The organism is Campylobacter hyointestinalis subsp. hyointestinalis (assembly GCF_013372145.1).
GTDB lineage: Bacteria > Campylobacterota > Campylobacteria > Campylobacterales > Campylobacteraceae > Campylobacter > Campylobacter hyointestinalis.
This window is the reverse complement of sequence record NZ_CP053827.1, coordinates 1086888-1099756: the sequence shown is the minus strand read 5'-3', so window position 1 is coordinate 1099756 and position 12869 is coordinate 1086888. Positions and strand designations below refer to the sequence as shown.

The window sequence follows — 12869 nt, the reverse complement described above, 5'->3', positions numbered from 1 at the left end:
TGTATTTTTAAAAAGGGTTATAATTATGCCAAAATTTGGCTTAATAAAATATGCGTACTAAAAATTAATACTACATTTTTTCTCTTATTTTATAATCTGGCATTAAGCCTTGTATGAAATCATAAAAGCTCTTTTGGTGATGAGGATAAATTAGATGTGTCATCTCGTGAAGTACGACGTACTCGATAAAGCGTTCATCTTTTGCTATCAAATTTAAATTTAAGTTTATATATCCTTTTTTGGAGTTGCAACTACCCCAGCGAGAAGTCATTTTTTTAATGCTTACGTGGGTTACTTGTTTGGATATTTTTGGTTGATAAAACTCTATGTATTTTTGAAATATTTCTTTGGCTTTTAAGTGTAGAAATTTATCGAACTGTGCTTTAGAGGAAGCTATAATTTGAGTATCTAAAACCAAAATTTCTTTGATATTTTCATCAAATTTAAGTTCATAAGCGTTTCCTAAAAATTTAACCTTATCGTCTTTGGATTTTATTTTTGCGAGTGTATTTTCTAGCCAGCTTTCGTTTTTATTAAGTAAATTTAAGATATTTATTTTTGAGGTAAAGAATGGAGCAGATATACTTATATCGCCGTTTGGAGTGACTTTTAGACGTAGGTATTTTACAGGCTTATAGTTTATAGTTACGTTAAATTTACCAAATTTTAAACTAGACGATACGACTGCCATTTTTTACTTCTCCAACGTAATGTATTTGCTAGAGCTCTCGCCCATTCATCTACGCAAAATCCTATCCAAACACCTATTATTCCATATCCAAGGTATTTACCCAAAATATATCCTAAAGGTAGGCTCACGCCCCACATAAACACGGCTCCTACGATAAAAGGAAATCTAGCATCTCCACTAGCCCTGAGCGAATTTACCATTATTATATTGAAAGTGCGTCCGCTTTCAAGTATCAAAGAAAGCGTAAAAAGTGGTCTCATTATGGCTTTTAGTTCTTCGTTTAAATTTAGAGCGTTCATTATCTCTTCTTTGCTCAGATAAAAGATAAAAAGCACTACTAAAGTTATAATCCAGCCAATTTTTAGCGTGTAAAACGCTTTTTCGTACGCTTTGTCAAATTCGCAAGCACCGACTAAATGTCCGATGATTATCTCATTTGCCATACTTATAGCGCTACTTGCTAAAAATATAAACATAGAAATTTGAAAATATATGGTTTGTACGCTAAGGCTTGCTTCGCCCATACTTGCTACAAAGCTAAAAGCTACCATGTATTGACCTATCCAAAGTAGGTTTTCACCTGCACTAGGAAGTCCGACTTTTAGGATTTTTAGGATTATATCTTTAGAAAATTTGAAAAATAATCCGAAGTAGATATGTACTTTTGCTACTTTTACTAGTACAAAACCAAGCATTATCATACCTATTATCCTAGCAAATACTACTGATATGGCTACTCCGCTAAGCCCGTAATTTGGCAATCCGAAAAAACCAAATAACGCAATAGCGTTACCAAATATAGTAAGTAAATTCATAAATGCCGATATGAGCATAATGGCAAAAGCAAAGTTTTTTACCCTGATTATAGAAGCCATAACTATACTTATGGATTCTAAAAATAGCGCTATACAAAGCATATGTAAGTATTTGTAACTATCTTCTATGACGGCGTTTGGAATGTTTAATAGCTCTAAAGCTTTATGCGTATTTGCAAATATCAAACCGGCGCAAAATAGACCTAAAATAGCGTTAAAACTAAGGCTTATATGGATGGCTCTAGCAGCTAAATTCGTATTTTTTGCTCCTAAGCTTTGAGCTACAAGGGCGCTGCAACCTATGCTAAGAAAGCTAAAAACAGTTACGAAAAGGTTAAAAATTTGATTTCCGGCTCCCATAGCGCCGACTAAATTAACATCTACTTTTGCCACCATAATCGTATTTATGATAAGAGTAAGCGTGCGAAGCAACATATCAAAAAATATAGGAGTCGCGAGCGTGGTGAGATTTAGCTTTTTCAAATTTGACCTTTTTTAAATTCTACTTCGTTTGTGTTTTCTTGATATTTTAGCCTAAACCCGGGAGCAGGTTTGTCCTTAAAGCCAAATGTAGAGCCTACACCTTTAGTAGATCTGATGACAAACTCAAAACCGTGCAGTTTAAGGATAAACTTAACTATATAAAGCCCAAGTCCTAAAGAGTTATTCCAGTCGTATTCTTTTGATTTATAAAACTTTTTTTGTATGAGTCTTAGCTCGTTTTCGTCTATACCTTCCCCATTATCCGTGATAAAAACTCCGTTTTCATTTAGGAGAATTTGTACGTTTTGGTTTGAGTATTTTAGAGCATTTTCACATAAATTTAGAACTACTTGATATATCATATCGTAGTCGGCTTTTAGTATTTTTTCTCCGCTTATACTTATGATCTTGTTTTTGTATTTTTGATCTAGGTTAGCGACAACTTCTTTGCATAAAACTTTTGCGTCAAATGTAGTCAAATTTGGTGTGATATCTCCGCCAAAGCCTATCCTGAGACGATTTATGATATTGTTTAGTTTATTTGAGTTTGAGATGATTTTGTTTATAAATTTGAGCTTAAACTCTTCGCTCATATTTTTATCTTCAAGTATCGTTTGAGCCGACATTTGTATGACTGCAAGTGGATTTTTAAACTCATGGCTCATACCACTTAGCAAATTTTCTAGTTGTAAATTTCTAAGTCTTAGTTTGGCGGATTGTTTTTTGAGCTTTTTATCTTTTTTTATGAGTAATTCTTTGATCTTTTTAATCCTATATATGGAAAGTTCATAAGATATATATAAAAAACTCATAGATAAAAATAGACTAACGATAACGATAAGGTATATTTTTTCTATAAATTCATTGCCTAAAACTAGCCAAAAACAAAAGAAAAATATAGCTATAAAAACTATATAAAGTAGTGATAACCTTAGCAAAGTTTATAGCCTTCGCCGCGTACTGATTTGATAAAATCCCCTGCCGCTCCTAGCTTTTGTCTTAAGCGTTTGACGGCGATATTTACTGTTTTTTCGTTTGCTTCATCATTATGCCAAACTTCATTTATGAGCGTGTCTCTATTTAACAGTGTATTTTTGTTTTTGATAAACTCTAAAAGCAAGCAAAACTCAAGTCTCGTAAGCTCTTTTATCTTATCATTTACCATGACTTCATTCGTATCTAAATTTAGTGTTATATTTTTAAATTTATATACTTCGCTTTGACGTTTTGTACGTTTCAATAAAGCATTTATCCTAGCTATCAGCTCGCTTATTTCAAAAGGTTTTGTTATGTAGTCGTCTCCTCCACTTTCAAAGCCTTCTAGCTTGTCTTTGCTCGAGTTTTTTGCTGTTAAAAAGATGACTGGTTCGTTGTAGCCTTTATGTCTTAGGTTTTCTACAAATTTAGCTCCTTCGACTCCGCCTAGGTTTCTATCTACTATGAGCAGATCCACATCCTCTTCTTCTAAAAATTGCTCAACTCGTTTCGTGTCTAAAAACGTCGTGACATTAAAGCCAGATCTAGTAAGATTGTACTCTAAAAGTTCGCATAGATCTTCTTCGTCGTCTATGATGATTATATTTGCATTCATAGTTTGTATTTTATCAAAATGTATATAAATATTTGGTTTTATTTATTAAATTTTATTATTAAAGTACGTTTAAGCCATTTAAATTTAATAAAGAATTTATTATCAAAGGAATAAAATAAAATCTTCAAATTTAAATTTAAAGGTGCTATTTTGAATATAAGAGGAGATATCGCCGGTGGGCTAACTGCTGGAGTCATAGCTTTACCGCTTTGCCTGGCCTTTGGTATAGCAAGCGGACTTGGGGCTGCTGCAGGACTTTATGGAGCTATTTTGTTAAGTTTTTTTGCGGCTATATTTGGAGGAACAAAGACGCAAATTTCAGGACCTACGGGGCCTATGACAGTAGTTACTGCTAGCGTTGTTGTAGCTCTTGGGGGCGATATGAGCTTGCTTATAATGGTTTTTGTTTTGGCTGGATTTTTTCAAATTTTGCTTGGAGTTTTTAAGATAGGTAGATTTGTTAGATTTATACCATATCCGGTGATATCTGGATTTATGAACGGAGTCGGCGTCATCATCATCTTGCTTCAAATTTCGCCTTTACTAGGCGGTTCAAATCCAAACGGAACTATAGAAGCGTTGATGGCTTTGCCTAGTATAGATATAAACTCACAAAGCTTGATGTTGGGTGCTTTGGCATTAATAGTCATCTATCTTACTCCTAAGAAAATAAGTGCGATCGTCCCATCACCGCTTTTAGCACTCATACTTTTTAGCTTATTGTCTTATTTTTTAAATTTAGATGTAAAAACCATAGGGCTCATTCCTTCATCTCTTCCGACATTCATCATACCACAGATCAGCTATGCTCACATAACTATCATACTTACTTACGCTTTAGTTTTAGCTGCTCTTGGAAGTATAGATTCGCTTCTTACTTCGCTTGTCGCAGACTCTCTTACAAAGACGAAGCATAGCTCAAACCGTGAGCTCATCGGTCAAGGTATAGGAAATATGATGGCTGGATTCTTTGGTGGTTTAGTCGGCGCAGGAGCTACGATGAGAACAGTTACAAACATCAAACTAGGCGGAAACTCAAGACTCTCAGGCGTAACTAGCTCAGTGTTTTTAGCTCTTGTTTTGCTATCTTTTTCGGATTTAGTATCTTATGTGCCCATACCTGTTTTATCAGCGATACTTATAAAAGTTGGATTTGATATATTTGATTATCGACTTTTAAAAGAGTTGAAAACTGCTCCAAAATGTGATCTGAGCGTTATGATCTTAGTGTTTTTACTAACTGTTTTTGTAGATCTTATATTTGCTGTGGGAGTTGGAGTTTTAGTGGCTTCGCTGGTGCTTGTATATCAAGTAAATAAAGCAGTAAAGGTGGATTATCAAAAAGACGAAGATCTGACTATAGTATCGATTTATGGTGCATTTTTCTTTGGGTCTAGCTCAAAAATAGCAAACGCGTTAAATCATTTGGCTTCAAAAAAAACTATCATAAATATAAAGGAGATGCCATTTGTTGATCTTAGCGGTATATACGCTCTTGAAGACGAGATAGATATGCAGCTAAAAAATGGTTATGATATCTATATAGTGACAAATAAAGATCAAAATTTATATTCGCTTATAAATTTAGTAGGTAAAGATAGGATATTTGACTGCTTAAATGATGCTATAAAAACCGCAAAAAGCTAAATTTATCAATAAAATTTATCAAAAAGTTTTATAAGTGTCTGTTTTAATCAAACACTTATAAAACTTTTTGTATAATCTAACCTTTAAATTTTAATTAAAAGGTGCTTCAAATGAGCAAACGGGGCTTTAATAAGGATGAACTTAAGATTTTAAGCCTATCGTCTTTAGGCGGAATGCTTGAATTCTACGATTTTATTATTTTTGTATTTTTTGCTTCTTATATATCTCATCTATTTTTTCCCTCTACTCTTGACTCTTTTTGGGCACTTTTAAATACTTATGGAACATTTGCCGCAGGATATTTTGCTAGACCTCTTGGTGGTATTATTATGGCGCATTTTGGTGATAAAAACGGTCGCAAAAATATGTTTATGCTCTCAATACTTCTTATGGTCATACCGACGTTTGCTCTTGGTCTTATGCCGACTTATGAGACTATAGGATACGCCGCCCCTATATTTTTAGTGCTTATACGTCTTTTACAAGGTATTGCTATAGGTGGTGAGCTTCCTGGAGCTTGGGTCTTTGTGAGTGAGCACGCTACAAAGCCTAAATTATATTTTAGTGTCGGCGTTTTGACTTCAGCTGTTGTAGCAGGCATACTTTTAGGTAGCGTAGTTACTATGATAGTTAAAAATATCTGGAGCGACGAGCAGATACAAAACGGTATGTGGCGCTTACCTTTTATAATAGGTGGTATCTTTGGTATCATATCTATATATCTAAGGACTTATTTAAGCGAAACTCCTATCTTTAAAAAGATGCAAGCTATTAATGATATAGATAAAATGCCTATCAAAACAGTCGTAAAATACAATAAAGTAGACAATATAATGTCGATGCTAGTTAGCTGGGTGCTAACTGGCTGTATAGTCGTGATGATACTTCTGATGCCAAATTTTATGCCAGCAGCATTTAAAGAAGCAGGTATTGAAGTAGGTAGGATAACTACTATCTATATGCAAATGGCTTGTATAGTTTTTATGTGTGTTGGATGCTTTGTTTATGGAAAAATATCAGACAAAATAGGGGTTTCTAAAGCGACTATAGGTTTTTCTGCTGTATTTATCGTGGCTGTTTTTGCTTATTTTAAGATTTTATATACCGGTGGTAGCTTTGAAGCAGTGCTTGTAGCTTATTTGATAGCTGGATTCTTCGGTAGTATAGGACCTTGTGGCGCTCCGTTTTTTATGGTTGCTTTGTATCCAAACAAGATAAGATTTAGCGGAATTTCTTTTTCGTATAATATAGCTTATGCTATCGCAGGCGGTGTTACTCCACCATTTGCAGTAGCTATGGTGCATAAATTTGATCCTATGTATCTTGGGTATTATCTAGTTGGGTTGGGGTTTTTATCTATAGTTTGTGCCGTATGGTTCATGAATTTTAGAAAAGATGTGAATAAAGGCTAAAATATGGCGCTCATAGATCTGATCGGTGTAAGTAAAAAATTTGGTGACAAAGAGATACTAAAAGAGGTAGATTTTAGTGTAAATGAAAAAGAAAGAATCGCTATCATAGGAAAAAACGGTGGCGGAAAAAGCACTATGATGAAGATCTTGTGTGGTGCTTACGAAATAGATAGTGGTAGGGTCATAACGCAAAACGGAATTTCTATCCAAATGTTAGCTCAATCACCGAAATTTGACGAACATTTGAGCGTGCGAGAAGCATTAAATAATGAGCTAAAAGAGATATTTGACGCTAGAAGCGAGTATGAAATAACTTTAAATTTTATCTCAAATGATCCTCAAAATAAAGAATTGCTTCACAAGCAAGATGATCTTATTAAATTTATAGAAAGCAAAGACGGTTGGAATATCGAAAATAAAATAGAACGTGTGCTAGATAGTTTTGTTCTTAGAGAGTATGAAGATCGTCCGGTTAGCTCTCTTAGTGGAGGTGAAATTCGCCGTGTAGCTTTGGGTGCTTTGATACTCAAAAAACCAGATATTTTGCTACTTGATGAGCCTACGAACCACCTTGATGTTTATATGGTCAGATTTTTAGAAGAACTGCTTCTTAGTTCAAATCAAACTATAGTTTTTATAAGCCACGATAGATATTTTATAGATAGACTTGCTACTCGCTCTGTCGAGATAGAAGATGGGAATTTGATGAGTTTTGATGGAGGATATGCAAATTATCTGACTAAAAAAGAAGAGATTTTAAAGTCCTTATCTAAAAGCCACGAAACGCTTATAAAACAGCTAAAAAGCGAAGAAGAATGGCTAAGGCGTGGAGTAAAAGCTAGACTTAAAAGAAATGAAGGTAGAAAACAAAGAGTTTTTGCTATGCGAGAGGAAGCTAAGAAAAATCCTAGCCTTATTCGCAAAGTTAAACTTGAGCTTGAGCGTGCTTCAAAGAGCTTTAATCAAGGCGGACTTAACCAAAATCGTAAAAAAATGCTTTTTGAATGTAAAAATCTTTCAAAAACTCTCGCAGGAAAAGAACTTTTTAAAGATTTTAATGCACGTGTTTTGCAAGGCGAGCGTATAGGTATAGTCGGCCCAAATGGAAGTGGAAAATCTACTTTGCTAAAGATAATTTTAGGCGAACTTGAAGCTAGTAGTGGTACTATAAACCGTGGAGATATAAAGATAGGATATTTTGATCAGACAAGACGCGGTATAGATGATGATAAATCGCTCATAGAGCTATTTTGTCCAAATGGCGGTGATCACATCATCGTACGTGGGCGTAATTATCATGTGTATGGGTATCTAAAGAACTTTTTATTTCCAAAAGAGTTTTTAGACAAACCGGTTTCTGTTTTGAGTGGAGGAGAGAAAAATCGCCTAGCCCTAGCACTACTTTTTACAAAAGAATATGATTGTTTGATACTTGATGAGCCTACAAATGATCTTGATATCGCTACTATAAATATTTTAGAAGAGTATTTATTAAGCTTTGAGGGGGCTATACTTATAGTCAGCCACGATAGATATTTTATAGATAAGATAACAAACAAACTTTGGGCTTATGAACACGGCAAAATAGAACAAATTTATATGGAATATAGCGAATATTTAGATATCGAAGAAGAGCTTAAGCAGTTAAATGATATGGAAAAAGAATTTGAAGCAAATGATCAAGTCAAAGAAAAACAAAAAACGGCGCCTATAAAGCTTTCATATAAACAAAACCAAATTTTACAAAATCATCCAGCTCTCATTGAAGAGATCGAAAATCGCATAAAAGAATTAAATCACGCACTCTCTGTGCCTGAAATTTACCAAAAAGTAGGACTTCAAGTTTTATTTGAAGAACTTGAAGAGAAAAAAGGCGAGTTAAATTCGCTAGAAAACGAATATTTCGAAGTTCTAGAGCTTTCACAAAAATAATAAAATTAAGGATGGCATTTTGAGCGATAGACAAACTTGGAGTTCTCAACTCACATATATTTTGGCCGTAGCTGGTGCAACGGTAGGCTTTGGAGCAACTTGGAGATTTCCGTATCTTGTCGGACAAAACGGCGGCGGTGCTTATGTTTTGACATTTTGTATAGCTATGATAGTGATCGGTATACCTATGATACTAGTTGAAAATGCTATAGGAAGACGTCTTCATATAAACTCAGTAGATGCTTTTGGAAGCACTGCAAACGGTAAAAAGATAAATAAAGCTTGGAAAATAGTAGGTTGGATGGGACTTTGTGGAGCTTTTGGGATTATGGCGTATTATATGGTCATAGGTGGCTGGGTGCTTAACTATATCTATAATATCTTATTTGGAAATTTGAATTTATCTAGTGTGGTTACTGCACAAACCACTGCTACTTTCTATGATAAAAATATCATAAATGCACCTTTTGCTATAAGCATAGCTACTATAGTTTTTGTTATTATAAATTTCGTGATTTTGGTACGTGGTGCAGTTGCTGGTATAGAAAGAGCGGCTAAATTCTTAATGCCGATTTTGTTTTTGCTAATGATAGGTATGGTACTTAGAAACTTAACTCTTGATGGTGCTTTAGAAGGTATCAAATTCTATCTTACTCCTGATTTTAGCAAGATAAATGCCAAACTTTTTATAGATGTTTTAGGACAAGTGTTTTTTGCCTTATCTCTTGGTTTTGGAGTTATGATAACACTTTCGAGCTTTGTTAGAAAAGATGAAAATTTAGTAAAAACTTCTATCATAACAGGGCTTTTAAATACACTTATAGCCGTTGTTGCTGGCTTTATGATATTTCCATCTTTATTTACTTTTGGCGTTGCGCCAGATAGCGGACCAAGCCTAGTTTTTAAAAGCCTTCCTATTGTGTTTTCTCATATGTATTTTGGCTCATTTTTTGCTATAGCATTTTTTAGCTTACTTATGATAGCTGCTCTTACGACTTCACTTCCTATTTATGAGGTTTTGATAACTGTTTTAGAGGAAAAATTTAATATAAAACGTATAAATGCGATAGTTTTAGTACTCGGTGGTATATTTTTACTTGGAAATTTACCTTCTCTTATGTCTACAAATGTACTTAGCAACGTAAGCATTTTTGGTAAAAATATTTTTGATGCTTATGACGCTATAAGCGCTACGATATTTTTTGTACTCACATCTTTGCTCTGCGCAATTTTCGTTGGTTGGGTACTCAAGGACGAAGCCAAAAAAGAGATACTTTATGGTAGCCAAAAGTCAGTTAAAATAGTAAATATTTGGTTTTTTTACATAAGATATATAATACCATTTTTGATCTTAGTCGTTTTTATAAGTAGTTTTTACGATAATTTTATAAAATAAATTTACCCATTTATGATAATATCTATTAAAATTATAAAAATTTAAAGGGATTTAATGCTATTTTTTTTAATCGGTATTTATATAATTTATACCATATATAAAATTTATCTAAGTTTTTTACAAATAAATTTCGTAAAACAAGCCGCCAAAAAACCGGCAGTAGTACTAGAACAAGTTGATTATGAAAAAGCCGCAAATGTAGCTATAATAAATGAGAAATTTAGCATAATATCAAATTTATATTCTTGTGTCTTGCTTATTTTATGGTCGGTTTTTGGTGCATCTTTTTTGCAAAATTTAATAGTAAAAGATGATACGATTTTGCAAAATACACTTTTAGTAGTAGCTTTTTTGCTCATCTCTTCAGTTCTTGGGCTTCCTTTTGGTATATATGAGACTTTTGTAAAAGATAAAAAACTTGGTTTTTCAAATATCACTCCAAAGATTTTTTTGCTTGATACATTAAAAACGTTTGCTTTAACTTTTGTGTTTGGTGGACTTGTAGTATGGGCGATACTTCTTTGTTTTGAGTGGCTTGGAAAGGCTTGGTGGATATGGGCTTTTGGGCTTAGTTTTACTATAATTTTAATGATAAATTTGATATATCCTACCATTATAGCTCCACTTTTTAACAAAATGTCGCCTTTAAACAATGATGAATTAAACAGTGCTATAAACTCGCTTCTTAATAAATGTGGTTTCAAAAGTAGCGGTGTTTTTGTGATAGATGCTAGTAAAAGAGATAAAAGACTAAATGCTTATTTTGGCGGACTTGGGGCTACAAAAAGAGTTGTACTTTTTGACACTCTTGTGCAAAAGCTTAGTAAAAATGAGATTATAGCTGTTCTTGGGCATGAGCTTGGACATTTTAAGCATAAAGATTTACTAAAAAATATAGCTTTGATGTTTGTTTTATTATTTATTATTTTTGCTATTTTTGGCAATATACCAAGTTCTATTTACAACGCGCTTGGACTAAATGGTGATGGCGGAAGCTTTTTTATATTTTTGTTGCTTTACTCTCCGGTAGTTTCTGCATTTTTCGAGCCGATAATTTCGGCATATTCAAGATCCCATGAGTTTGGCGCTGATGAGTTTGGCTCAAACAACTCAACCAAAGAAGATATGATCTCAGCACTTAAAAAACTCGGCAATGAAAATAAAGCTTTTCCGTTATCTCATCCGTTTTATAGCTTTGTTTATCACTCACATCCTAGTCTTTATGAAAGGATAACTAAGCTTGAAAATAACTGACGCGCTAAAACATGCAAAAAATAGACTTGATAGCGCAAATCTTGCAAATAAATTGCTTTGTTATCATCTAAAAACTAGCAAAGAATGGATATTTTTAAACTCAGAGGCTCAGCTAGAAGACGAGCAAGGTTTTTTTGATATTGTTTACAGATATGAAAACGGTGAGCCTTTTGAGTATATAACTGGTGTTTGTGAGTTTTTAGATAGTGAGTTTTACGTAGGAGATGGTGTTTTAATACCCAGATTTGAGACTGAAATTTTAGTACAAAAATCGCTTGAGATCGCTAAAAAATTTGATAATCCTAAGATCTGCGAGATAGGCGTTGGAAGCGGTATCATAAGTATAAGTTTGGCTCTAAGACTAAAAAAAGCTAAATTTGTAGCTAGTGACATCAGTGATTTAGCGCTTTTTTGGGCTAAGAAAAATATATCTAAATTTGACGTGGATATTGAGCTTCATCACACTTCTTTACTTGATGGGATAAATGGTGATTTTGATATTTTAGTATCAAATCCTCCATATATAAAGCGAGACTATAAACTAGATAAGTGGGTTTTGAGTGAGCCAAGAGAGGCTTTGTTTGGCGGAAAAAACGGTGATGAAATACTAAAAGACATCATAAATCTTGCAAAGAATAGAGCTAAATTTTTACTTTGTGAGATAGGCTATGATCAAAAACAAAGTTTATCTTTAGAGCTAGAAAAAGCTGGGTTTAGCTATGTGTTTTATAAAGATCTTGCCGGATTTGATCGTGGTTTTGTAGCAAAAAATTTAAATAAAAGTTAGGAAATATAATGAGAAATTTAAAAAATAGTTATCTGTTTTTGTTGGCTTTGATAATCGGCGTTGAGATATCTATAGGCGCTTTTTTGGCTCCTGTGGTATTTTTTCCTGCAAAATACATAGGCGAGGGCGTTTTGAGTATATTTCAAAGCGGTTTGCTTATGACTCAGGTATTTTTGAAATATAACATGCTCTTGATCGTTGTTTCTTTAGTATCAATAATCTATGAACTTATAAATTTGATAAAAAATAAAGAAGATAGTTTCAACTTTAAATTTAGTGCATTTATGCTTAGCTTTATAGTTTTAGGGCTTGCTAGCTCATTTGCTTTTTATTTCACGCCATATATTGTCAATGCTCAAAGTTTAGGTGAGTTGGCAACTACTACAAACGACTTTGCGAGCGTACATAAAACTAGTGAAATAGTTATGAAAATTATGATTATAGCTCAAACTATATTATTTTTCGTGCGTGCTAGGCGCTAGCTCCTGAAGCCTCTAGCATTTGAGCAATTATAGCTTGAATCTGAACCATGATAGAAGAACGCTGTGAGTTTAGACTTGCAGCCATCTCTTTTGCGTATGGATTGTTGTCATTTTGGTATTTTGATATTTGAGCTTCTATTTTTGCTAGTTTTTCTTTGAGTTTATCAAGTTGTTTTTGTAGCTCTTTTGCCGTACTTGTGGTGCTGCTTTGGCTTATTCTAGTAGCTTGGCTTGTTTGAGTATTGTTTGTTTTACTGCTTTGCGTAGCTGCTTTTGTGCTGCTTTGCGCTGTGTATGAAGTATTTATAGATGAAATGTTTATTTCCATACCCATGATCTGCTCCTTAATATTTTTATATGATATCGGCATAGTTGTATT

12 protein-coding genes are annotated in these 12869 nt (G+C 33.6%); 7 read left to right on the top strand and 5 right to left on the bottom strand.

All coding sequences use genetic code 11. From position 1 onward, the window contains the following. Positions 1 to 70: 70 nt before the first annotated feature. Genes CHHT_RS05780 through CHHT_RS05765 form a run of 4 tightly spaced genes read right to left on the bottom strand, consistent with a single transcriptional unit; the run spans position 71 to position 3580 of the window. The gene (locus CHHT_RS05780) at positions 71 to 691 is read right to left on the bottom strand and encodes a M48 family metallopeptidase (RefSeq protein WP_034960839.1); all 621 of its coding nucleotides are present in this window, start codon (positions 689 to 691) and stop codon (positions 71 to 73) included. Further along, positions 667 to 1989, bottom strand: a complete 1323-nt coding sequence (locus tag CHHT_RS05775) for an MATE family efflux transporter (RefSeq protein ID WP_115608580.1) — start codon at positions 1987 to 1989, stop codon at positions 667 to 669. The genes CHHT_RS05780 and CHHT_RS05775 overlap by 25 nt, the downstream gene beginning before the upstream one ends. Further along, complete coding sequence (locus CHHT_RS05770) at positions 1986 to 2927, bottom strand: sensor histidine kinase (RefSeq protein WP_082864084.1); 942 nt, start codon at positions 2925 to 2927, stop codon at positions 1986 to 1988. The genes CHHT_RS05775 and CHHT_RS05770 overlap by 4 nt, the downstream gene beginning before the upstream one ends. Next, positions 2921 to 3580, bottom strand: coding sequence for a response regulator transcription factor (locus CHHT_RS05765; protein WP_034960842.1), 660 nt, complete (start codon positions 3578 to 3580; stop codon positions 2921 to 2923). Before CHHT_RS05765 ends, CHHT_RS05770 begins: the two co-directional genes overlap by 7 nt. Before the next feature lie 150 nt (positions 3581 to 3730). On the opposite strand from CHHT_RS05765, the gene CHHT_RS05760 reads away from it, so the two are divergent. The 7 genes from CHHT_RS05760 to CHHT_RS05730 all read left to right on the top strand — a co-directional run bounded on the left by CHHT_RS05760 (position 3731) and on the right by CHHT_RS05730 (position 12490). After that, the gene (locus tag CHHT_RS05760; RefSeq protein ID WP_034960845.1) at positions 3731 to 5227 is read left to right on the top strand and encodes a SulP family inorganic anion transporter; all 1497 of its coding nucleotides are present in this window, start codon (positions 3731 to 3733) and stop codon (positions 5225 to 5227) included. Between the two features lie 110 nt (positions 5228 to 5337). Then, positions 5338 to 6639: an MFS transporter gene (locus CHHT_RS05755; protein ID WP_034960849.1), complete on the top strand. Its 1302-nt coding sequence runs from the start codon at positions 5338 to 5340 to the stop codon at positions 6637 to 6639. A gap of 3 nt (positions 6640 to 6642) precedes the next feature. Then, on the top strand, positions 6643 to 8571 hold the full coding sequence (abc-f, locus tag CHHT_RS05750; RefSeq protein ID WP_034960852.1) for a ribosomal protection-like ABC-F family protein: 1929 nt from the start codon (positions 6643 to 6645) through the stop codon (positions 8569 to 8571). 19 nt (positions 8572 to 8590) lie between these two features. Continuing rightward, positions 8591 to 9967 carry a sodium-dependent transporter gene (locus CHHT_RS05745; protein WP_034960854.1) on the top strand — a complete coding sequence of 459 codons (1377 nt, stop codon included), beginning with the start codon at positions 8591 to 8593 and terminating at the stop codon, positions 9965 to 9967. A 54-nt stretch (positions 9968 to 10021) separates the two neighbouring features. Further along, entirely contained in the window at positions 10022 to 11221 is a 1200-nt protein-coding gene (locus CHHT_RS05740; RefSeq protein ID WP_034960857.1) for a M48 family metallopeptidase, read from the top strand. Further along, on the top strand, positions 11208 to 12008 hold the full coding sequence (gene prmC / locus CHHT_RS05735; protein ID WP_034960859.1) for a peptide chain release factor N(5)-glutamine methyltransferase: 801 nt from the start codon (positions 11208 to 11210) through the stop codon (positions 12006 to 12008). The genes CHHT_RS05740 and prmC overlap by 14 nt, the downstream gene beginning before the upstream one ends. Before the next feature lie 8 nt (positions 12009 to 12016). Then, positions 12017 to 12490: a DUF4149 domain-containing protein gene (locus CHHT_RS05730; protein WP_034960862.1), complete on the top strand. Its 474-nt coding sequence runs from the start codon at positions 12017 to 12019 to the stop codon at positions 12488 to 12490. Here the strand turns inward: CHHT_RS05730 and CHHT_RS05725 are convergent. After that, positions 12480 to 12818, bottom strand: a complete 339-nt coding sequence (locus tag CHHT_RS05725) for a hypothetical protein (protein ID WP_034961509.1) — start codon at positions 12816 to 12818, stop codon at positions 12480 to 12482. The two genes, CHHT_RS05730 and CHHT_RS05725, sit on opposite strands and share 11 nt — an antisense overlap. Positions 12819 to 12869: the final 51 nt, after the last annotated feature.